20 protein-coding genes and 1 tRNA gene are annotated in these 22,404 nt (G+C 50.2%); 11 read left to right on the forward strand and 10 right to left on the reverse strand.

The window, feature by feature from the left end; genetic code table 11:
* Positions 1 to 113: 113 nt before the first annotated feature.
* The gene (gene lepB / locus ABXS88_RS16365) at positions 114 to 734 is read left to right on the forward strand and encodes a signal peptidase I (protein WP_353673109.1); all 621 of its coding nucleotides are present in this window, start codon (positions 114 to 116) and stop codon (positions 732 to 734) included.
* Here the strand turns inward: lepB and ABXS88_RS16370 are convergent.
* The 3 genes from ABXS88_RS16370 to queF are packed head-to-tail and all read right to left on the reverse strand — an operon-like array spanning position 731 to position 3,190.
* The gene (locus ABXS88_RS16370) at positions 731 to 1,801 is read right to left on the reverse strand and encodes an AI-2E family transporter (RefSeq protein ID WP_353673110.1); all 1,071 of its coding nucleotides are present in this window, start codon (positions 1,799 to 1,801) and stop codon (positions 731 to 733) included. The two genes, lepB and ABXS88_RS16370, sit on opposite strands and share 4 nt — an antisense overlap.
* 16 nt (positions 1,802 to 1,817) lie before the next feature.
* On the reverse strand, positions 1,818 to 2,768 hold the full coding sequence (locus tag ABXS88_RS16375) for a lysylphosphatidylglycerol synthase domain-containing protein (RefSeq protein ID WP_353673111.1): 951 nt from the start codon (positions 2,766 to 2,768) through the stop codon (positions 1,818 to 1,820).
* Positions 2,765 to 3,190: a preQ(1) synthase gene (queF, locus tag ABXS88_RS16380; RefSeq protein WP_353673112.1), complete on the reverse strand. Its 426-nt coding sequence runs from the start codon at positions 3,188 to 3,190 to the stop codon at positions 2,765 to 2,767. Before queF ends, ABXS88_RS16375 begins: the two co-directional genes overlap by 4 nt.
* 247 nt (positions 3,191 to 3,437) lie before the next feature.
* On the opposite strand from queF, the gene ABXS88_RS16385 reads away from it, so the two are divergent.
* From ABXS88_RS16385 to ABXS88_RS16410, 6 genes are all read left to right on the forward strand, one after another.
* Positions 3,438 to 3,854, forward strand: a complete 417-nt coding sequence (locus ABXS88_RS16385; protein WP_353673113.1) for a DUF1816 domain-containing protein — start codon at positions 3,438 to 3,440, stop codon at positions 3,852 to 3,854.
* 59 nt (positions 3,855 to 3,913) lie between these two features.
* On the forward strand, positions 3,914 to 4,495 hold the full coding sequence (locus ABXS88_RS16390) for a phycobiliprotein lyase (RefSeq protein ID WP_353673114.1): 582 nt from the start codon (positions 3,914 to 3,916) through the stop codon (positions 4,493 to 4,495).
* Between the two features lie 156 nt (positions 4,496 to 4,651).
* Positions 4,652 to 5,401, forward strand: a complete 750-nt coding sequence (locus ABXS88_RS16395; protein ID WP_353673115.1) for a phycobilisome rod-core linker polypeptide — start codon at positions 4,652 to 4,654, stop codon at positions 5,399 to 5,401.
* Between the two features lie 245 nt (positions 5,402 to 5,646).
* Positions 5,647 to 5,889 (forward strand): hypothetical protein, encoded by a 243-nt coding sequence (locus ABXS88_RS16400; RefSeq protein WP_353673116.1) that lies wholly within the window; start codon positions 5,647 to 5,649, stop codon positions 5,887 to 5,889.
* A 49-nt stretch (positions 5,890 to 5,938) separates the two neighbouring features.
* Positions 5,939 to 6,598: a hypothetical protein gene (locus ABXS88_RS16405; protein WP_353673117.1), complete on the forward strand. Its 660-nt coding sequence runs from the start codon at positions 5,939 to 5,941 to the stop codon at positions 6,596 to 6,598.
* Positions 6,599 to 6,604: 6 nt separating this feature from the next.
* Positions 6,605 to 7,177 (forward strand): TIGR04376 family protein, encoded by a 573-nt coding sequence (locus ABXS88_RS16410; protein WP_353673118.1) that lies wholly within the window; start codon positions 6,605 to 6,607, stop codon positions 7,175 to 7,177.
* Between the two features lie 54 nt (positions 7,178 to 7,231).
* Here ABXS88_RS16410 and ABXS88_RS16415 read toward each other — a convergent pair whose 3' ends face one another.
* The 3 genes from ABXS88_RS16415 to ABXS88_RS16425 form a co-directional block, all read right to left on the reverse strand.
* Positions 7,232 to 8,344 carry a response regulator gene (locus tag ABXS88_RS16415; protein WP_353673119.1) on the reverse strand — a complete coding sequence of 371 codons (1,113 nt, stop codon included), beginning with the start codon at positions 8,342 to 8,344 and terminating at the stop codon, positions 7,232 to 7,234.
* A 373-nt stretch (positions 8,345 to 8,717) separates the two neighbouring features.
* A complete protein-coding gene (locus ABXS88_RS16420; RefSeq protein WP_353673120.1) occupies positions 8,718 to 9,464 on the reverse strand; it encodes a response regulator transcription factor in 747 nt (248 codons plus the stop codon).
* Positions 9,465 to 9,498: 34 nt separating this feature from the next.
* Positions 9,499 to 11,577, reverse strand: a complete 2,079-nt coding sequence (locus tag ABXS88_RS16425; protein ID WP_353673121.1) for a PAS domain S-box protein — start codon at positions 11,575 to 11,577, stop codon at positions 9,499 to 9,501.
* Between the two features lie 186 nt (positions 11,578 to 11,763).
* Here ABXS88_RS16425 and shc point away from each other — a divergent pair, with 186 nt between their 5' ends.
* Entirely contained in the window at positions 11,764 to 13,698 is a 1,935-nt protein-coding gene (gene shc / locus ABXS88_RS16430; protein ID WP_353673122.1) for a squalene--hopene cyclase, read from the forward strand.
* Between the two features lie 260 nt (positions 13,699 to 13,958).
* On the opposite strand, the gene ABXS88_RS16435 is transcribed toward shc, so the two are convergent.
* Entirely contained in the window at positions 13,959 to 14,780 is an 822-nt protein-coding gene (locus ABXS88_RS16435; protein ID WP_353673123.1) for an ABC transporter permease, read from the reverse strand.
* A 139-nt stretch (positions 14,781 to 14,919) separates the two neighbouring features.
* On the opposite strand from ABXS88_RS16435, the gene grrM reads away from it, so the two are divergent.
* Both grrM and ABXS88_RS16445 read left to right on the forward strand, forming a co-directional pair.
* Positions 14,920 to 16,104, forward strand: a complete 1,185-nt coding sequence (gene grrM / locus ABXS88_RS16440) for a cyclophane-forming radical SAM/SPASM peptide maturase GrrM/OscB (protein ID WP_353674839.1) — start codon at positions 14,920 to 14,922, stop codon at positions 16,102 to 16,104.
* Between the two features lie 19 nt (positions 16,105 to 16,123).
* Positions 16,124 to 18,778, forward strand: a complete 2,655-nt coding sequence (locus ABXS88_RS16445) for an efflux RND transporter permease subunit (RefSeq protein ID WP_353673124.1) — start codon at positions 16,124 to 16,126, stop codon at positions 18,776 to 18,778.
* 51 nt (positions 18,779 to 18,829) lie between these two features.
* Here the strand turns inward: ABXS88_RS16445 and ABXS88_RS16450 are convergent.
* Together ABXS88_RS16450 and ABXS88_RS16455 are read right to left on the reverse strand one after the other, a co-directional pair.
* Positions 18,830 to 18,903 (reverse strand) — tRNA-Pro (locus tag ABXS88_RS16450).
* An 87-nt stretch (positions 18,904 to 18,990) separates the two neighbouring features.
* Positions 18,991 to 20,286 carry a hypothetical protein gene (locus ABXS88_RS16455; protein WP_353673125.1) on the reverse strand — a complete coding sequence of 432 codons (1,296 nt, stop codon included), beginning with the start codon at positions 20,284 to 20,286 and terminating at the stop codon, positions 18,991 to 18,993.
* Between the two features lie 326 nt (positions 20,287 to 20,612).
* Here ABXS88_RS16455 and murF point away from each other — a divergent pair, with 326 nt between their 5' ends.
* Positions 20,613 to 21,974, forward strand: coding sequence for a UDP-N-acetylmuramoyl-tripeptide--D-alanyl-D-alanine ligase (gene murF / locus ABXS88_RS16460; RefSeq protein ID WP_353673126.1), 1,362 nt, complete (start codon positions 20,613 to 20,615; stop codon positions 21,972 to 21,974).
* Here murF and ABXS88_RS16465 read toward each other — a convergent pair.
* Entirely contained in the window at positions 21,948 to 22,319 is a 372-nt protein-coding gene (locus ABXS88_RS16465; protein ID WP_353673127.1) for a cytochrome c, read from the reverse strand. The genes murF and ABXS88_RS16465 overlap by 27 nt on opposite strands.
* Positions 22,320 to 22,404: the final 85 nt, after the last annotated feature.

A 22,404-nucleotide genomic window follows, 5' to 3' on the forward strand; every position in this document is an offset into this window, starting at 1 on the left:
GACATCACCGTCCCCGGCTTCCCAAGATTAGGCCAAGAGATTCGCTACACTGGAAAAACAAGATTTACCCGAAGCCGAGTTAAGGTTTTGTTTTTTTTGAGTATTTACTGACTATGACCCAGCGCGTCGATCAAGAGCCGAAGCCAATGTCCCCGGCTCCCCAGGAAAACCCCTGGCTAGAAATTGCTAAAACCGTGGTGACAGCAGCCATCTTGGCCTTTGGCATCCGTACTTTCGTGGCAGAAGCCCGCTACATCCCGTCTTCTTCCATGGAGCCGACCCTACAGATCAATGATCGTTTGATCATCGAAAAAATTAGTTATCATTTTCACGCTCCCCAACGGGGCGATATTGTGGTTTTTAATCCCACAGTGGCATTGGAAGAGCGCAATTTTAAGGATGCTTTCATTAAGCGGGTGATTGGTCTACCCGGTGATACGGTGGAGGTTTCCCGAGGAACCGTCTATATCAATGGTGAACCCTTAAAAGAAAATTACATTGCCCAGGCCCCGACCTATGACTATGGCCCGGTGACGGTTCCCCCTAACCAATATCTAGTGCTGGGTGATAATCGCAACAACAGCTATGATTCCCACTTTTGGGGCTTTGTACCTCGCGAAAAATTAATTGGCCGGGCCTTTGTTCGATTCTGGCCCTTTACACGCCTGGGCTTATTGAGTGGAGAGGCAGAACAACCAGAGCAATCCTTGAGTCCCCAAGCCTCTCCCCACTAGTTTATTCGTTGTGACTCAGCTAAGACATCGGGGCCAGGGAAAAACTCGTCGATCATATCTTTGATAAAACTAGTACAAGGAACGGCGATTAAAATCCCTAGAATACCGGCTATTTTAGCTCCGATCATCAACGATAATAGTACCCATACCGGGTGAACACCGGTAAATTTTCCTAGTAGTCGCGGGGCCAGACCATTTTCAATAATTTGATCAATGATGGTGGCAATAACCAGCACTTGAACGCCGACCCACAGGCCATGAAAAGTTGCCAGGGCACTCACCAGGGCAATGGTAATGGCCCCACCAAAAGGGAATAGGGCCATTACTCCCACTGCTAGACCGGACAGCAAGCCAAAGGGAATCTGGAAAGCAATCAAAGCCAGGCTGAGACTGACTCCCAACAGGCTCGCCACGGTTGCTTGGCCAATGTAGTAGTTCTGAAAACTACGGCGGAAGCTTTGGCGAACAGGATGACGCCAGCGACGGGGGAGCCAGCGGAAAATACCATCCCAAAATTCGCGGCCCCGAAGGAGGAGATAGATGGTGATGATTAGGATAAAACCCGCTTCAAAAAGGCCCCCCGCCGTCCAGATCAAGAGTCCCAATAGGTGACTGAGCATTCCTTGTACTTGGCCTGGAATCTGCTCCGAGGCCCGCAGGGCAAACTGTTTTAAATTGCTGGGCAGTTGCCACTGGACGGTCCACCGGTCGAGGAGTTGAAAATATTCTCCATTGACATCCCCGAGTTTGGCCAGGAGGTGTAAGAGTTGACGAACTTGTTCCATCAGCGGTGGCACGACGAGTACAGCAATACAGGCAAGGGCCAGGCCGGCTCCCACCAGGACGAGAATCACTGCTTGAAAACGTTGGATATGGGGATGGCGCTGGAGCCAACGCACCGGATAGCCCAGAATAAAAGCCAGTAAATTGGCAATGATAAAGATGCGGATGGGGGACTGAAAATATTCCAATACCTGCAACAGCACCCAAGCATTGAGGAGGCCGAGGGGTAGGATTAGGCTAGGCCAGAGCCAACGGGGCCATGGTGGTAAGCGACGAAAGCCCATGGTGTCCCCTCCGGGTCTAGGATTGAAGTTTACGCTGATAATACTGCCACAATTCGTAGCCGCTGAGACTGAGGCTGGCGGTTCCCAGGGGAATCCAGAAATAGATCACACGGTAGGCCAGCAAGGCCCCCAGAATTTCCACAGAACTAAAGGTCGGTTGAAGAATAAATAGGATCACCGTTTCAAAGACACCTAAACCACCGGGCACATTACTCACAATTCCTGCTAATTGGGCCAGGAGGTAAATCCCGAAGAAACCCGCATAGCTCAGGTCAGCCCGAGGGGAGAACAGCACAAATAATACTGCCGAGGCCAGGCCCCAGTCCGCCGCCGTCACCACAATTTGGGCCAAGGAAATGGAGAGGGGGACATGGGGAAGTTGCCAGCGACCGATGACAATACCTTGCTTTGTGGCCAAACTCAGGGCCAGATAGGCCAGGGTCAAGCCGACAAAAACGATGCCCACTGGATGCATGGAATCGAAGGGTAAACGCAGAAATTTCGGTACCTGGAGTGGTTCCACAAGGAAGGTGATCCCCCCCACCGCAAACAGGCCCAGCCAAAAACTGGCATTACAAAAGGCAATGATCGCCGCAATTTGGCCATTGCCCAGGCCCCACTGTCGATAGAAGCGATAACGCAGGGCGCTACCACTCAACAGAGCTAGGCCGACGCTATTACTGATGGCATAGCTGATGAAACCGACCCAACTGGTTCTAGCGAGGGCCAAGGGATATTGGAGATAACGGAGGGCTAAAGTATCATAACCCGTGAGAAAAATATAATTGATCCCCATCAAACCCAGGGCCAAACCGAGACGTTGGTCGGGAATGGCATGAAGACTGTTGACAATAGCCGACCAACCGTAGCGGTGAATTTCCCCCTGGATCGCCGTCAAGGACAGCCCAAACAAAACGAGGCCAACGAAGGCCGGCCCATAGCGTTGGAGGTGTTTCCAGAGCGTCATGATCCGGCTGACGATTGAGTATGCTCGACTTCCACAACGGTATGTACATTTCCTCGGGGGTTAAAGTCTGCCCGCAGTTTGGCGTAGAGGGGATCGCAGGCCGCTACAAAATCATCCAAAATTACGTTCACCACTTCCTCATGGGAAATATATTGGTCGCGATAACGGTTGATGTAGAGCTTAAGAGATTTCAGTTCTACCACTTTTTCGTCGGGGCAATAGGTCAGCTCAAAGGTGGCAAAGTCAGGGTAGCCAGAAAAAGGACATTTGCAGGTAAATTCCGGCAGGGTGATGTGAATGTTGAAACGGCGGCCCACTCGAGGATTGGGGAAGGTCACCAACTGGCCCTCTTCAATTAAGCGTTCACCGTACTTGACCGTGCTCACGTTGGTCGTGGAGGCTGGGGAAGGAAAAGCAGTCATAGAAAAGTTGAGTAAGGATGGATGAGACTACAGACAATGGCTACCCTTGGCCCAAGCCAGGCCTGTCGCCGGGGCAACCATCGCCTTACCGATTATTACAAAACTTTAATCTCTTCATCATTGCCCCCCGGTTTTTTTGGTCAATAATAGGGGAAGCGCCTAGAGCCCCCACCGGTTTAAAGCCCTATTCTTCGGTATTTTATCCCTTTTTCCTCCCCTAAACAGCCTACTGAGCGCCGCCAACCCTATGTTGACCAGTCCCAGTGCCGATGACCTGCAATTTATTCTCGAAATTGTTGTCCTGCCTGCCCTCTCCTCTTGCCCCGGCCTACAGCAAACTCGTAGTTATTACTCCCTAAAAGTGCCGTTGGCCCGACTGAGTAACGAAATCCAGCGGGTTCATCGCGACGGTGGCCAGATCGTTCGAGTAATGCCCAGTGCTCTCCTTAATCCCTTACTGTCACCCCGGTCAAGCCTCCCTTGGTGGATCGAAATTTACACCGACTATCCCCGTTGTCTCTACTACTTTGGCCCCTTTGAGAGTCTGGTCGAGGCCCAAGCACACCAAGCCGGTTTCGCAGAAGACCTACACCAGGAAGGAGCGGAGTCCCTGGTTGTGCAAATTAAGCAATGCCAACCGCCCATTTTGACCCAGGAATGGTGAGGCCCCAAACCTCTTCTACAATGGGGAAATGACCCTATTGCGAACAGGAGCCCCTCACCATGGATGCCATGGAGTTTTTTTTGAAAAGTGCTGGCACGTGGCAATCCCAGCGCACCACCCATCATTTGGCCTTTCGCCGTGCCGAAACGGGTACTTCCGAAATTTTTGTGGAGGCTCTGGGGGCCGACCACCCCAAAATCATCGAAATTTGTCAACTTCATCAGGTTGATCCGGCCCTGGCCGTCGGCGGGGCCTTTGTCCGTTGGGAAAGTACCATGGCCTGGGACAAAGAAGATGAAAACCATGAAGGGACAACGGTTTTTGCCCTGATTCCTCAGGTGGATAATCCCCGTCAAGGCCAACTGCTGCGAGAACGCGGTTACGCCGAAATTGTCCCCATTGCGGGCCAGTACCACCTAGACGAAGAAGATGCCCTGGTGCTCGTGACTGAGTACGAAACCATGACCACCATCGAGCGTTTTTGGTTCGTCAATGCCAACATGCGCCTGAGAACCAGTACTGTCCAGCGTTTTGGCGGATTTAACACCGCTACCTTCTGCACGGAAATGCGAACAACAAGTACTGCCAGTGCTGCTCCAGAAGAAGCCGTAACCGCCTACGAACAACTCAGTGGCTGGTAAGGGCAGTCAGTCATGTTCCTTGCCCCTGGGCCAACCTTCACGGGTAAAACTTTAGGCTTTGTAAGAATTTGTAATAATTGACCGTGGGGAGGCCCTTGCTCCCTTATGATTTACATAACTCGTTTAAAGCTTTTCTAAGATTACGGAGGTTCCATCTTGGCTATTCCGCTTATAAATTACGCCCCCAAAAGCCAGAACGTACGAGTTGCTGGCTACGACATTGGTGGTGATGAAAAACCCACTGTTTTTACGACGGAAAACCTGCTCTCTTCGTCCGATATGGACAATCTGATCGAAGCGGCCTACCGTCAAATTTTCTTCCATGCCTTTAAGTGGGACAGGGAAAAGATCCTAGAATCCCAACTCCGCAATGGCCAATTGACCGTGCGCGACTTTATCCGCGGCCTCTTGCTCTCCAAAACCTTCCGCGATAGCTTCTACGACAAAAATAGTAACTATCGCTTCGTTGAGCATTGTGTTCAAAAGGTTCTGGGTCGGGATGTCTACGGTGAACGGGAAAAAATTGCCTGGTCTATTGTCGTCGCCACCAAAGGTCTTCAAGGGTTTGTGGATGACCTCCTCAATAGCGACGAGTATCTGAGCAATTTCGGCTACGATACCGTTCCCTACCAACGTCGTCGTAATTTGCCGGGCAGAGAAGCTGGAGAAATCCCCTTCAATATCAAATCTCCCCGTTACGATGCTTACCACCGTCGTCAGTTGGGCTTCCCCCAAATCGTCTGGCAAAACGAAGTTCGTCGCTTTGTTCCCCAGGACAAAAAGGCCAAAGCCGGCGATCCCGTCAATTTCTTGGCCATGGCTCGGAGCATCAACCCCTCCGCCAATACCATTCCCAAGATCTCTGCCTTAAACATTAACATCGAAGCCTCGGTTCCCCGTCGCTAGATAGTTTCGATGATCCCCTGGGGGGAAAGTCTCAGTGCGCTGAAGGATTAGCGGTAACCGTTGATTTCAGAGTGGACTACAGGCTTTCCCCTTCTTTGTTGATCAGTTTTTGGGGGCCTGGCCAAACTTTAACGTTTTTGTCAGTGAGAAAGATCACCGTTCCTGGGTGACGGTTATTATGGCAAGGACTGGGCAGATCAAGAACACTGGGAGTATTCCTATCTTTAGATTTGTCGTATTGTCCTATGTTTCTGCCCATTTCTACGGATACCTCTCTCCTCAATGGCCCTGGTGGCCTAATGCCTCCTTCCCGTGTTGCCCCAGAATGGGAACCCCTATTGCATGGCCTCGCAGAACCCAAAGCACCATCCCTAGACCCCGAAACCCGACAACAAATTTTGCTATCGCTCATTTTTCGACTACAGCGGCTCCGCTCTCTACGACGCCTTCCCACCCGCTACGATCTCTCCCTAAAATTGGCCCCCTAGGACTAGGGGTGTGGCAGAATAAAGCCTGTAGATTCCTGGGTAGATTGTTATGGGTATTGATCTTCGGGGGGCCACCCTCCGGTCACATCTAGATAAACTCCTCTTCCTAGTAGGTGTGCTCTACTTGCTGGGGGTTGGCCTCTGGCTGAACGGCCAGCCAACACGTCCTCGTCCTCTTCCCTCTTCCCAGACCTCGGTGGAAGACGCTAAATTTATTGCCTATCTCCAGCAATCCCTCCGGTTACTACAAAATACCCCGCCCCGTCCCCAAAATCCGGCCCCCCCGATGGCGAAGACTCCCCCGACGGTTCCCGTTAATCCCCAGCTTGCCTCTCCGAGGATTCCTCCCCTCCCCCCCCTCCCCGCCAGTAATCCGGCCCCCAATCTAGCCGCTCTCTACAATGCCCCTCCCCTACCGGCAACGCAGGCCGTCGTGCCAGCCCCACCCCCCATCCCCCAAGCCCCAGCGAATCCCATCAGCGCCATTCCTCCGATGGTTAAGGCCAAGCAGGCCCATAGCCTCGTGGGTGTTCTCGAATCAGGAGAACGTTCTTCTGCACTGTTTAGTTGGGATGGCCTCACGCAACGCATTCAGGTGGGAGAAGTCGTTGGGGGTAGTGGTTGGACACTAACTGGGGTCAGTAATCAAAAAGCTATTCTCTCCCGCCAAGGTAAAACACGCTATCTTGAGGTAGGACAAAGTTTTTAGGCCGCCATGGGTGTATTAGACGATTTCAGTCGCTTTCTCGAAACTCGCCTCGAAGAATTTTTACAAAACAATCCCCATCTAGAACTTCAGGCCCTGCTCGAGCAATTGCGGGAACAGGAACAGGATACTCGCAACCTATTAACCAGCCTAGAAGCCCAAAAACAGCGCCAGGAACAAGACCTACTGGCCCTGGCCCAGGATATTCAACTTTGGCATGATCGCATTGCCAAGGCCCAACAGGCAGGTCGTCAAGATTTGGCCGAGGCCGCCCAGGAACGGGAAGCGGCCCTTCTGCGTCAGGGCAATCTTCTCTGGGGACAGATGGAAGGGAGCCGCACCCGCTTGAGCCAATCCCAGGCCCTCTTGGCCCAAATCCAGAGCCGTCAAAAAGAGATACAAAGCAAAGCAGAACAGATGAAGGCTCAACCAAGCCCACCGCCCAATCGAGATACCACGGGTTGGAATCAAGGGGGCCAGTACAGTCAGTATAAACGGGCCAAGGATCCCCTAGAAGCGGCTTTTCAGGATTGGGAGCTCGATGAGGAGTTGGAACGCCTCAAACAGAATACCCGTCGATAGCGTCAATCTGTTGGATAGGCTAAGATCATCAGCAAATTATAATATTTACAACCCCTAGCTGGCCAACGGGAAGGTCATCAGTTGTGCTTCAACAACTGTTAACAGTTCCTGGGGAAGAAAGGGCTTCTCGAGGTAAGCCGAGGCCTGGGCCAATTTCCCTTGGATGCGGTCCACTAAGCTGGCCTGCGGAGTCAGTAAAATCACTGGGGTTTCCTTGACCGGAAGAGATTGACGGATTAAGCGACAGAGTTCGTAGCCATTAAGGCCGGGCATATCCGCCTCTACGAGAACAGCACTGGGTTTTTGACTCATGACCACTGCCAATGCGGTTAAGGATTCCTGTAGACAGAGCGTTTTGAAGCCATTATGATCCAGTGTTGCCTGTACCATGCGCTGTAGGGCAGGACGATGATTGATCGACACAATCAAGGGCCGACGGTCTACCTGAATGTCTTGGTAGGGAAGCATTTTGATTCCACCCTGCTGAACTTGGGGCCGAAGCAAAAGGGCCAACTCCAGAACATTGGTATGAGTCCGACTGGCCAAATTATAGAGACAGGATAGGTCGGTCAAGCCCCGATTGAATTGAGCAAGCCATTGGTTATCCCGTTGGCAATGCTGACTCAGTGAAGCTTTGATTTTGCCCCAATCTTCAACGAGAGGACGCTGAAATGGTGAACTAATTTCTGTATGAAGGGCCTGCCAAAACTTGACTTTGTGCTTTAGGGGGGCCATTACCTTATCTAGCTCAAACTTTAAGAAAGGGTCTTCGAGGGTTTCTTGGTCATTAAAAAAACAGGTCGATTGGGGAAGGGCTAGAATCTGAACCAAAGCTTCCTGGGTGAAGCGAGTCAGGATAGAGCGTGTTTGTTGCAGAGAAAAGATCCCCCTACGCCATAGATGGTAGAGGTGCGAGTAATCATGGCTGACCTGTTCGGGTAAGTCCTGCTGTTGTTGCAGATGATAGCCGAGGAGATATTGCATCCTTTCTCTGATGCCTACGCCGCTGTTAGCAAAATGAATCTTGCCATCCCCCAAATAAACTTGCCAAGTGACAAATTCGTCGAAGGGGTTTTGAATAGTCAGCTTTCCCGTGGCTTGATTAGCTTCTAGGGTTTGCAGAAGTTGGACAGGAAGATAAGTTTTGGGTAGGGAGGTTGTCATCATGGCAATTTAGGAAGAAGCTGGCGAATCAGGTTTTGGAAATTTTGGTGTAGTAGCCTAGGGGAAAATGGACACGGTATCGTGGCAATGGAGCGAGAAAAGGGGGCTACGTGATTCTAATGAAGAGAGCAGGAAGAGACGTAACCCTAGACCCCTACACGGACTGGCGATGTCTAGTCGCTTAATCGCTAGCGAACCGTTGGAGGAACAGTACCGTAAACTTACCTGCTATCTTAGGCAGTCCTGCTCCTGCTTGTCTTGATCGATTTTTGACAAACTAACGGATTTTTGACCTGACTTGGCTCTGCATGGCCCGATGGTCTTGGTTGCTTCACAACCACTGCCAAGGCCATGAAAATAGAATATTGAGACGAGTTTAAGTCTTGCTGGCCAGGGAATGACGGAAATCCCTCGGCGTCAGGCCAGTGAGATTACGGAAATGGTGGGTGAGTTGGCTATGGGAGGTAAAACCACAGCGTAGAGCAATATCGCTAATGGAAAGCTCCCGTTGTTTGAGGAGTTCCTTAGCCCGTTGGATCCGGCTCTGGATAATAAATTGGTAGGGCGAGCATCCCATTTCTTTCTGAAAAAAACGACAAAAATAGGCTGGACTCATCCCGATTGCTCCCGAAAGAAATTCAATGGTGATGCTTTTATCGAGGTGTGCTTCGATATAGGCCAGAGTTGCCTGTAAACGATAGGGAGCCGCGGCTAGATCTTCGGCGGTTTTCTGGGCTGGAACCTCAGCGTTTTGGGCCGGCTGGGCCAGGGCAATAGCCATACTAGACAGAAGTTGCTCACGACGGAAGGGTTTAACCACATAACCAGCGGGATTAATCGCCTGGGCCCGCTTCAGCGTTTCAGTATCAGAAAAAGCCGTGAGAAAAATAATTGGAATAGCATAAAGAGACTGAATTTGTTCAGCCACTTCAATCCCATCTAATTTACCCTTAATACAAATATCTAAGAGAATAAGGTCAGGCCGTAATTCAACCACTTTTTTAAGCGCTATTTCGCCATCAGATACCGTCCCACAGACTTGATATTCATTATCTTTAATTAAGTGGGCAATATGTTGAGCAACCAATCGTTCGTCTTCAACAATCAGCACTTGAAAGGGCATAGTTCACCACGACTATTGGCTCTATGATTTTAGCTTACAAAGGAAAGTCGATGCAAAAACGAGCTCCCCCTTGCTTTGTATAATGAAAATTGCCCTGCAATTGTTCTGTGAGACTTTGGATTAACTGCATTCCTAAACTATCTGTATTATCAAGATCCAGGTCTGGGGGAAGACCGACGCCATTATCAGCTACCTCCAAATGTAGGTATCGGCCGACTGGCGTTAACTGAATCGTAATTTCACCTTCTCCATTGGGAAAGGCATACTTGAGAGCGTTGGAGACTAATTCATGGACAATCAGGCCTAAGGGAATGGCTTGCTCTAGGGGAATCGTTAGATTTTTGATCGCTAGATTCAGGTGAATATGGCGAGAACCCTGGCCGTAGCCTTGAAAAATATTATTGGTTAAATTGGCGACGTACTGACAAAAATCAATACAGGCTAGATCATCACTACGATAGAGCTGTTCGTGGATTAAGGCCATGGATTGAATACGACTTTGATAACCTTCGCTCATAGCCTGGATTTCAGCAGAAGCCTTACTAAATTGTAAGTAAAGAAGGCTCGACATGATTTGTAGATTATTTTTAACGCGATGATGAATTTCTTTGAGAAGAATTTTCTTTTGCTCTAGTTCACTTTTGAGCTGAGCAAACAATTGGTTTTTAGCAACAAGTTCCTGCTGGGCCTGCTGATACAGACTAGCCTGTTGAATGGCTATTTCAAATTGATTGGTAATTTGTTTTAGAAAATTAATTTCTGCCGTTTGCCAAGTCCTGGGGGCAGAACATTGATGAACACAAAGAAGGCCCCATAAAGCATGATTATTAATTAAGGGTAGAACGAGATTGGCCCGCACCTGAAATTGTCCTAAAAATTCGGCATGGCACGGCAGGATCTTGGCCTGCTTAAGATCTTCAATGACTTGGATTCGTCCCTGCTGGTATTGATGGGCATACTGGCCACTAAAACAGGTTTCTTGGATGCGAGTACTCAGGACAGAGCTAAAGGGCGGTATTACCGATTCTGCGACAATGCTTCCAAACTCAAAATGAGTATTTGGCTCAAATTGAAAAATCGCCACCCGGTCAGCCTGGAGAAATTGGCGAATTTCTTGCACAACTGTCTCGAAAATAATTGGTAAATCCAAAGATTGGCGGATGCGTTGGGTCATTTCTCGCAGGACAATTTCTCGGGTTTCAACGGTGAGACGCTCACTAATATCTCGGGCAATTTTAGAGGCTCCGACAACGTTACCCTCGTCATCCCAAATGGGGGAGACCGTCAGGGCCACGTCAACTAGACTGCCATCTTTACGCTGTCGTTTTGTTTCATAGGTTTGAACAATTTTTCCCTGGCGAATTCCTCGACAAACTTTTTCTTCTTCTTCTCGGTATTCAACAGGAATAAGTCGTTGGATCGACTGGCCAATCATCTCTTGACTGGTATAACCAAAGAGGCGTTCAGCGGCCTGATTCCAACTGGTAATAATCCCTTCAGGGGTCTTGCTAATAATGGCATCCTGTGAGGATTTAACAATGGCCGCCAATTGGGCCAACTGATTTTTGTTTTGCTCTAATTGTTGATTGCTCTGGGCTAGCTCCGCTGTTCTCGCCTTGACTCGCTCCTCGAGATGACCATTAAGTTCTTGGAGGGCTAATTCTGCCGCCTGGCGCTCCTGAATTTCTTTTGTCAAGGCCTGGTTCAGGCCTTCAAGTTGCTTGGGGGAACTAAGATTGAGGGCCAGGGGAATAATTTGGATTAATTCAAAAACGGTGAAAACTGAGACGATGGCCATTAACGCCTTGACTAGGCCAGAAATCCAGTAGATGGGAAACCAGAGGGTAATAACGTCAAAAACATGGCTTGTCCCACAACAAAGAATAAAAGCACTAAACAACGCAATGATATTGGGAAAGGGAATATCCTGGCGTTTACGGAGAAAATAAAGCAGAAGCAGGGGAATGGAATAGTAAGCAATCGCCGTAAAGCTGTCGGAGAGGAGGTGGAGCCAGACAAGGGGGGTCTGCCAAAGATAACAATGACCGTGGGGAATGTAGCCATTACCCTGGAAAAAAAGCCAGGGGTTAATAACCCAGAGAAAAAAAGACATGGGATGAATAAGTAAGAAGACTCAAAGCTGAGGAAAGGAAAAATCGAGAAGCCCAGAGGAGAGAATTTTGGCCTCAACTTTCAATCATGGTATTACGTCTTCACAGATAGCCGGTGCCGGTCTTTTTGGCCACTGAGCCTAAACCTGTTACCTTAAGGATGAAGAAATATTAAGCCCCGTTGTTGAATGATGCCAGTTCCAGCGTCTTCCCTTGCCACAACTCTCCAAGCGGCCATTACCCAGAGCCAGAATTACCTCCTTTCTCAGCAATACCCAGGCGGATACTGGTGGTCAGAATTAGAGTCCAATGTCACTATTACGGCCGAAGTCATCCTACTCCATAAAATTTGGGGGACAGATAAGGCCCGGCCTCTGCACAAAGCGGCAGCTTATCTGCGGCAACAGCAACGGGAGCACGGCGGTTGGGAACTCTACTATGGCGATGGCGGAGAAATTAGTACTTCCGTTGAAGCCTACCTAGCTCTGCGCGTCTTGGGGGTTCCGGCAGAAGATCCGGCCCTGCTCAAGGCCAAGGACTTTATCCTAAGCCGAGGCGGCATCAGTAAAACCCGAATTTTTACCAAGATGCACCTGGCCTTGGTGGGTTGCTACGACTGGCGAGGCACGCCATCCATTCCCCCCTGGGTAATACTCTTGCCCGACTGGTTTCCCTTCAATATCTACGAAATGTCTAGTTGGGCCCGTTCAAGCACGGTTCCCCTAATGATTGTCTGTGACCAAAAGCCCGTCTTTGATATTACGAATGGCCTGCGGGTGGATGAACTCTACGCCGAAGGTATCAACAATGTAAAGTACGAATTGCCCAAAGCCAACAATTGGGCCGATATTTTTCTGGGCCTAGACCAACTGTTCAAATGGCAAGAGGACTGGCATTTGGTGCCTTTCCGAGAAGCGGGCCTGAAGGCGGCAGAAAAATGGATTCTCGAACGCCAAGAAGTGAGTGGTGACTGGGGCGGCATTATTCCCGCCATGCTCAATTCCCTCCTGGCCCTGAAAGTCTTGGGCTATGACCTACACGATCCGGTGGTGCAACGGGGCATTCAGGCCATTGATAATTTTTCCATAGAATCGGAAACCAGCTTTTGTGTTCAGGCCTGTGTCTCGCCGGTTTGGGATACGGCCTGGGTGGTGCGGGCCTTGACGGAATCGGGTTTCGATCCGGCCGATCCGCGCTTAGTCAAGGCGGGGGAATGGCTCCTCTCCAAACAAATTCTGACCTACGGCGACTGGCAGGTCAAAAATAAGCAGGGTAAACCCGGCGGCTGGGCCTTTGAATTTGATAATAATTTCTACCCGGATCTCGACGATTCAGCGGTGGTCGTCATGGCCCTCCAGGGCCTGCATTTACCCCACGAGGCCCAAAAACAAGCCGCAATCCAGCGGGCTGTTGCCTGGATGGCCACCATGCAATGCAAAGGGGGCGGCTGGGCGGCCTTTGATATTGACAATGACCAGGCCTGGCTCAATGACCTCCCGTACGGCGATCTCAAGGCCATGATTGATCCCAATACCGCTGATGTGACGGCACGGGTGTTGGAAATGCTGGGTTCCTGCAGTCTGACCATGGAGCCAGAACGGATTGAACGGGGCCTGCGTTATTTAGAAGCAGAACAGGAAACCGACGGCAGTTGGTTTGGTCGTTGGGGGGTTAACTATCTCTACGGCACCAGCGGCGTTGTTTCTGCCCTAGCGGCCTTGGCCCCGCAACGCTATCAAACCCAAATTCAACGGGCCATGGCCTGGGTCGTAAGTTGCCAAAATCCTGACGGCGGCTGGGGAGAAACCTGCGAAAGTTATCGAGATGTTAGCCTCAAGGGTAAGGGCATCAGTACCGCTTCCCAGACGGCCTGGGCCTTGATCGCGCTCCTGGATGGCGGCCAAGCAACCGGCCTGTGGCACCATCAGGCCCTTCAACGGGGGATTGACTATTTAATTTCAACCCAAAACCCGGATGGTAGCTGGGACGAAGCCGAATTTACGGGCACGGGTTTCCCTTGTCATTTCTACATCCGTTACCATTTCTATCGCCAATATTTTCCCCTGATGGCCCTTGGTCGCTATCAGTCAAGCCAAGGTCATCAAAATGGAATCACGATGTAGCTAAATTCAGAGGGAGGCACACCCAGGTAGTTGTTAGAAGTTGTTGAATCAAAATGGGTAATACCAAATCTCTAAAGCCCGACTACATAACTAGACCCCACTGTCCCCTTGCGAAGGGGAGGTGCCGTAGGCGGAGGGGTAAACATCTGTATCCTTAATTTGGAGGATTGGTATAACGCTTAGAAGACTCGTGCTCTTGAACTATTTTGGGGACTCAGTGGAATCGAATCCAGAGTGGAAAAGGAGCATCAGCATTCACGCTAAATCACATCGGCAAAAGTCCGTTCCATTTTCCTGAAATACCAAATACCACTTAATAATAGTCCCATGACCAACAATAACGACACGCCAAAACCGGGCCAAAATAATCGCGACTCCCCTCCCAAAATGGCCCAGCGGAAACCATCAATAACCCCGACCATGGGATTTAAAGAGTACAGCATCCGCCATCGTATAGGCACAATCTCACTGCTAAACCCCACGGGAGAAACATACAGTCCAAATTGCACAATAAAGGGCACAATGTAACGAAAATCTCGAAATTGAACATTGAGAGCAGCTAACCATAGTCCCGCTCCCATGGAGGCCATAAAGGCAATCACAATAAAAATCGGTAGCGTGATAATGCGCCAGGAAGGGACGAAATTGTACCAGGCCATTAGCCCCAGTAAAATCATTCCGGAAATCAGAAAATCCACAAAACTGACGACAACGGCGCTGGTGGGAACCACTAGACGGGGGAAATAAACTTTTGACAGCAAATTAGCGTTGTTAATCAGGCTATTACTGCATTCCGTGAGGGCATTGGCAAAAAATTGCCATGGTAGCATTCCAGCAAAAACCAGAATTGGATAAGGAACCCCTTCGGAGGGAAGTTTGGCTAGACGACCAAACACGATCGAGAAGACGATCATGGTTAGCAAGGGCCGCAGGAGAGCCCAGGCAATACCGACCACTGTTTGTTTATAGCGAACAAGAATATCCCGCCAGGCCAGGAAGTAGAAGAGTTCCCGATAGCGCCAGAGGTCTCGCCAATATTCTTTTTCCGTCTTACCGGCTTGAATTACAAGTTTTTGAGCCATTGGCTGTTTCTTTGTGATCCTGCCCCTATCCTACGGTCAAACCGGATAGGATCGACAGAGGCAGAGGGCCAACCCGGGAGTCGTGCTCTAGGATAGACGTGGCCCTGGGGTTGCCAAACCGCCGCTCTATTCCGATACCATCGAAATTCCTAACGAGAACTATCCCGTGAGCTATTCCCTTGACACCACTCACTTTGGCCCGACTAACCTGGTTATTTTACAGCCGACTTCCTACTGTAATTTAGATTGCGACTATTGCTATTTACCGGATCGTCATTTAAAAAATACGCTTTCCTTGGAACTCATTGACCCAATTTTTAAAGCTATTTTTGAGAGTCCCTTTACCGAAATTGATTTTACGATTTGTTGGCATGCAGGGGAACCACTAGCAGCGGGTCTAGAGTTTTACCGTCAGGCCTTTGCCTTCATTGACCAGGCCAGTGATAGATACAACTATAAAAAACTTAATTTTTGCCATTCTTTCCAGACTAATGCCATTTTAATTAATCAGGATTGGTGCGATTTTTTTAAAACCTATCCTGTCCATATTGGTGTGAGTTTAGATGGGCCAGCTTTTCTCCATGATGCCCACCGCAAAACTCGTACTGGGCTGGGGAGTCATCAAGCAACAATGAGGGGAGTGGAATATCTACAAAAAAATGAATTGTTTCATAATATCATTACTGTTTTAACAGAAGATTCTCTCGATTATGCCGATGCAATGTTTAACTTTTTCCGAGACCAGGGCCTGACTGATGTGGGCTTTAATATGGAGGAAACGGAGGGAGTTAACCGTCAGTCTTCCCTAGAAAAAAGCAATGCCCTAGCGCGTTATCGAGCCTTTATTCAACGATTTTGGCAGTTAACTAGCCAGAGTGACCTTCCCTTCCGGGTACGAGAGTTTGAATGTCTGTGTAGTCTGATTTATACCGAAGAACGACTAGATCATACGGATATGAATCATCCCTTTGCTATTGTGAATATCGATCACCAGGGTAATTTTTCCACCTTTGATCCCGAATTACTTTCCGTGAATATTGAACCCTACGGTCATTTTATTTTAGGCAATGTTCTCACCGATAGTTTTGCCTCAGTCTGTGAAAGCCCGAAGTTTCAGCGAATCTATGCCGATATGCAGGCTGGTGTGGCCCAATGTCGCCAGACTTGTGACTATTTTGGCCTCTGTGGTGGGGGTGCGGGGAGTAACAAGTACTGGGAAAATGGAAGTTTCAATTCGACGGAAACCCTGGCCTGTCGCTACCGCATTCAAGAAATTGCTGAGGTGGTGATTGGGGCCTTGGAGGAATCTCTCGGTGTCGCCTAATTGGCCTGTACCCTAGACAATGAAACGATCTCTGCAACCACGCTGGAATGTATCCCGTTGGGCCCTGACTTACCCCTGGTTGACCATTAGCTTTTGGTTAGCTATTGCGGTGGCAGGCCTGTTGGCCTTGAGTTCCCTCAAGTACGCGCTTTTCCCCGAAGTAACGTTTCCCGTGGTGATTCTTCAGGCCACGGCTCCCCTAGAGAGCGTCGAGGCCACTGAAAGCCTGCTGACCAATCCTCTAGAGGCCCCCCTCAAAGACTTGGCCCAGGCCAACCTCTATTCCTCCACCTATACTGGCCAAACCGTTATCACAGTGGCCTTTGATGCGGGTCGCACTCTAGACCAGGCCACCCAAGAAGTGGAACAGGCCCTTGAAAAAATTCAGCTCCCATCAACAGCAAAACTGAAGGTCTTGCCCTTCAATCTCAATGAATCCGCTGCTGTTACCTACGCCATTCAAGCCGAGGGTCAAACCATAGAGGGCTTGAGAGATAAGGTGCAGTCCCAAATTCTGCCGCTCCTTGAAAAAATACCAGGAGTTTTGCGGGTTAATTTGCTTGGAGATGGTGGCTTTCGAGACAAGACTGACCGCACAGGGGTGAATCCACCGACTCTGACGCGCTACAACGGCCAGGATGTACTGGCAGTGCAGGTGATCAAACAGGCCCGGGCCAATACCCTAGAAGTAGTGAACCGAGTAGAACAGCAGATGGCCCAACTCCAACAGCAATGGCCCGACCTGCAACTGATCGAGGCAGAAACCCAGGCCCACTACATCCAAGAAGCCACCACGGCAACCCTAGAGGCCCTAGCGGGGGCCATTGTCCTAGCAATTTTAGTGATCTTTCCCTTTCTGCGGAGTTGGCGGGCCACCTTAATTAGTGCCATTGCCATTCCTCTGTCTTTGCTGGGTACCTTTATTGTCATGGCGGCCTTGGGCCTTAACCTCGAGACCTTGACTCTGCTGGCCCTGGCCCTGGTGATTGGCATCGTGGTGGATGATGCCATTGTGGATGTGGAAAATATTGCTCGGCATATCGAGGCAGGCCTGGCCCCCAAACAAGCAGCTTTACTGGCCACGGAGGAAATTGGCCTGGCGGTTTCCGCCACCACCCTCTCCATCGTGGCGGTTTTTTTGCCCATTGCTTTTATGGGGGGAACCCTAGGGCAATTCTTTAAACCCTTTGCGATCACTGTTTCCGCTGCTGTGATTTTTTCCCTGCTGGTGGCTCGCACCCTTTCTCCGGTTCTAGCAGTATTTTGGCTACGACCTTCCCCCCAGGCTCATCCCTCTCGATTTCAACTGCCCCTAGACAGAATTACCCAGGCCTATCAATCCTGTCTGGCTTGGTCGCTCCGCCATTGCTGGCGCGTGGTTGTCTTTGCCGTACTGAGTTTAGTTCTAGGCCTGGCCCTGATTCCCCTGATTCCCCAGGGTTTTATCCCTACCCTAGACCGGGGCGAATTTAATGTAGTCTTTCAATCGGCCCAACCCCGACGACTAGCCCCCACCCAGAGCAATCCTTCCCCCACGTCTACTACTCCTAACAGTGGGGCCTTTGACTGGATCGAAACCTTGGCTGTCTCCCCTGAAGCCTTTCTGTTGCGACGCAGTCGTCGCATTGCCGAGCAACTCGAACCGGTTGTCCTAGCTGATCCCAATGTGGCCTCGGTGTTTACCGTTGCCGGGGGCCAGGGAAATCCCCTCAAGGGTAATCTCTACGTGCAACTCAAAGCCGACCGTCCCCAATCCACTGCCATGGTTCAGACCCAATTGCGGGAACGTCTGCCAACGATACCGAAGGTCACTACTAGTGTAGAAAATATCCTGTTTGTACAAACTGGGGATGATACGCCCCTAAAATTGGCCTTTACTGGCCCCGATCTGACCCAACTGCAGGCCCTGGGCCAAACCTTAAAAAGCAAGGTCGAGGCCGTTCCCGGTCTGCTCCAGGTTAAAATCACCAGCGATCAGAGCAGTAGTGAGGCCATTGAGCATTTCCAGGGCCAGCGGGCCATCTATCTCAGTGCTAATCTGGCCCCAGGCTATGCCCTCGGCGAATTGACCCAGCAGGTAACGGCCCTTGCCACTCCCCTCCTTCCCCCTGGCGTTAACCTAGAATTGCAGGGAGATTCAGCGCGTTTGGGCTTAGTATTGGCAGAATTTGGCGTAACCCTACTCCTGTCCCTGGGCCTGATGGTGGGGATTTTACTCTGGTTATTTCAGCGGCCCTTGGAACCTCTGGTCATTGCCCTGTCCCTACCTCTGGCTATTGTCGGGGCCATGCTGGGTCTGCTTTTTACTCAAAGCGACTTTGGCATGATTTCTCTAATTGGCCTAATCTTTCTGCTGGGCCTGCTGGATAAAAATGCCGTTCTCCTCATTGACTATGCGAATCAACGTCAGGCCCAAGGCCTACCCCTCGACCAGGCCCTGCTAGAAAGTGGCCGAGTACGTCTGCGACCGATTGTGATGACCACAGCCTCTACGATTCTAGGAATGCTCCCCCTGGCCCTGGGCTGGGGGGCTGGGGCCGAGTTGCGTCAACCCATGGCCATTGCCATCATGGGCGGACTGACCACCTCTTCCCTGCTCAGCTTGGTGGTTGTGCCAGTACTCTATAGTCTTTTGCAGGCCCATTGGCCAAGCAGTGGAACGCAAACGAAGTAAGTCAGCTGAAATGGCCCTCAATTGGCCCTGGTTGCTCTGGGAGATAAAAAATCGGGATGGCGGGATTCGAACCCACGGCCCCTTCGTCCCGAACGAAGTGCGCTACCAAGCTGCGCTACATCCCGAAATTAGCTTGTATATAATAGCACGAACTTGAGTTCAGTAGTGATGCTGAAGTCCCTAACCCAAGCTCCAAGGCAGTTTTACCGGTGCTAAACGCCCAGATTTTTCGTTTTCAGTCCAGATAGGTCTACCCGGCCAAAATGAAGACTGAAAGCTACTTGGACATTTTCTAGGGACTTAACCAACCAAGGCACCCCTGAGCGAGAAAAGGATTCGTAGTGGTTGAATAAAATGGAAAAGCGCTTTTCTAGGTAGGGTTTGACTTTATTGCAGAACAAAACCACTTTCAGGAGCAGGCCCACGGTACGAGTAACCCCCATATTGGCAATGAGATCAACAAAAATATAGTGGTCGGGTTGCTGGGCACTCTCAACGGTCAGGAAATTTAACAGGCGGCTAGAGGTTCGCATCATTAAGAATTCCGTCGGCCGCTTGCTATTGCAGTCAGGGTAACTATTTTGTAGAAGGTGATAAAGTTTTTTGCTGAATTGGCCCTGCTGATACTTTTCATCGAGGGAACCCAGAACGTAATCGTAAAGATTATCTTTAAAGCCCCCGAAGGTAGGCGTGTGAATAATCTGATTATTGAAACTTTGGGAAAGGGCCTTGTAGGTCTGGCCACGCTCAGCCGTTCCCACAAAATGTTTAATCGAACGATTGAGTTCTTTATCACTCAAAAGGGTGGGATTGGGGACGGACTGAATTAACTCCGTCTGGGGCAACAACAGGCCAGAACGATTGGATTGAGACAGGCGGACACGGTAGGTGACGTAGCGGGATAGGTTAATTTCAAAATGACGCTCATACTGAACCTTCATACGACGCACCATTTGTTGGTGCTCCTGGCTACTGTCATCTCCTGTCAGGCAGTGGTCGTACAGGTAAGGATAACGATGAATTAAGGTTCCTACGGCATCGTTACCCTGGTTACCACTGGTTTGTTTCCCCTGGACAATCGTGGCGACCCGTTGGATTCGTAAAAACGCCTCAGTTTGAGTAAAGGCCAGGACAAGCTGGCCAACCCGGTTAGAACTATGAATGGTATGGCCACGCTGGACAACTAATTTATCTAGTAATTCCGCCAGCTTTGGAATGGCCCGCTGATGCTGGGGCTGGAGTTGCCAATGGTTAATTAAAATATGGCAACAGCGGTTAAAGAAATGGTTGAAAGTGATTTCAATATCTTTCTGCCGCACAAGACGATTTAAAGACTGGAATACCTCAGTCTCCCGAAAGCCCCTTGCTTCGATAAACAGTTGTTGAAAGTCGTCTAATACTGAATCGGGCGCATTGGACTGAACAGCTTCTAACAAGAAATCGTAGAGAAGCTGTTCATCGGTTAAGGGCTTGGCAAAGGCGTTCGTCAGCATAGCAGGGGTGTTCATGGGGCCCTCCTTACCAGCAAGGCAGGGGGTAGAAGGAGAGAGCAAAGGGCGATGACACGAGGAGCATTCTAGCAAAGGACCGGACAGCTTCTGGATGACCTATGAGTAGTTCAAAACAATGCTATGATTGGTCTGCCCGCAGGGGTCTACTCCGTATTCAGTGGCCTTCAAGAATGAACCATAATCTCAATAGCTATTGCCAAGATAGTGCGCAAACTCACTATTTGAGTGTGATTTGGATCACAGGTTAATCAGACTTTAAATTCCTGAAGACTATTCTAACTTGATTTCCGTTTTTAGTCCCTATTTTTTAGACGTTAACTATCATGGCACTGGGTTTTTCACTTTTTGACATCCGCAGAATCCTGGAAAATCATCTACAAAAAGAAATCGATGTTTGCGCAGATTTACCGATAAACAAAATAAGTACAGATACGCGAGCACTGGCGGCGGGCGACCTGTTTGTTGCTCTCCGGGGAGAGAATTTCGATGGTCATACCTTTGCAGAAACGGCTCTAGGTCAAGGGGCCAGCGGTCTCGTTGTTGAGCAGTTTCTTTCCCTATCTCGGCCCCTGCCTCAATTTATGGTTAAAGATACCCTAGGGGCTTATCAAGCTATTGCCCAAGCTTGGCGACAACGATTTAGTATCCCCGTGATTGGGATAACGGGTTCCGTCGGCAAAACAACCACGAAGGAATTGACAGCGGCAGTGCTCTCCTTAAAGGGGAATGTTCGTAAAACAGCAGTCAATAATAATAATGAAATTGGGGTTCCTAAGACTCTGTTGGAAGTTACCCCAGAGGATGACTACGCCATCATTGAAATGGCCATGCGGGGACGGGGAGAAATTGCACTATTGGCAGAAATTGCCCAACCGACTATTGGTTTAATCACAAATGTTGGTACAGCCCATATTGGCCGCCTTGGTTCAGAACAGGCCATTGCCGAGGCTAAATGCGAACTGCTCGCGACGATGCCCTCCACCAGCCTGGCCATTCTCAATTGGGATAACCTCCGACTCCGGACAACGGCCCAACAGGTCTGGAGCGGCTCGGTATTGAGTTATGGCCTGGAAGGGGGAGATATTCAGGGAACATTGCTTGATGCCCATACCCTACAGGTTCAGGGCCATTGTTTGCCGTTGCCCCTACCTGGTCGTCACAATGCCTCCAATTACCTGGCGGCCCTGGCCGTCGCCCAGGCCCTGGGCATTGATTGGCAGCCTTTAACCCAGGGACTCCCCGTTGAGCTCCCCAGCGGACGGGCCCGTCGCTATACTCTAGATCCCGATATCCTGCTATTGGATGAGACCTACAATGCCGGCCTAGAATCCATGCTAGCCGCCTTACAGCTATTACGAGAAACCCCTGGCCAGCGCCATATTGCGGTGCTAGGGGCCATGAAAGAGCTGGGAGACCGCGCCCCAGAATTCCATGACCGAGTGGGTCAACGGGTGGCATCTTTGGGCATCAACCACCTATTCTTACTCGCCAATGACCCAATGACTGATGCCATTGCCAGCGGAGCTGCCCCTGTACCTTGCCATGTCTTTACCGACCACGAAAGTTTGATCCAAGCCCTCCAGGCCTTTATGCAGCCGGGAGACCGTCTGTTATTCAAGGCCTCTAACTCGGTGGGTCTGGGCCAAGTTGTCGGTAAGCTAAAGGCTTTCGAGGTAGCGCAATAGATCCGCCATATCTTGGGCATTGGGCTGAAACTTTGGCATGGGGGGCGTTTTGCCACTAATCACCTGTTCGATCAAACGGGGGGAAGATTTATGTTGGGATACGCCGTGTAAACTTGGCCCAATGTTTCCATCCCCCGCTAATCCATGACAAACCGCACAATTGGTCTGAAAAATGGCCTGCCCCCGATTCAGATTGCCGGTTAGATGGAGGACTTCCTGAACGTAGGGATCGGTCTGGTACCCGGCCCACCAGCCCAGGCCCCCGAGGAACACCAGTAGACAAAGCGCAACCCCAGCCCCCCAGAGAGGCAGAGCAAGCTTGGTAGAGGGGAAAGTCTTGTCCATGGCTACAAGGCAGAAAGGATGTAAAGATTTTGCAACACTAAATTGCTAGATCTTAATTGTAATTAGTATTTCTTAATACTTGGAG

The sequence above is a fragment of the Synechocystis sp. LKSZ1 genome (assembly GCF_040436315.1).
Lineage (GTDB): Bacteria > Cyanobacteriota > Cyanobacteriia > Cyanobacteriales > Microcystaceae > Synechocystis.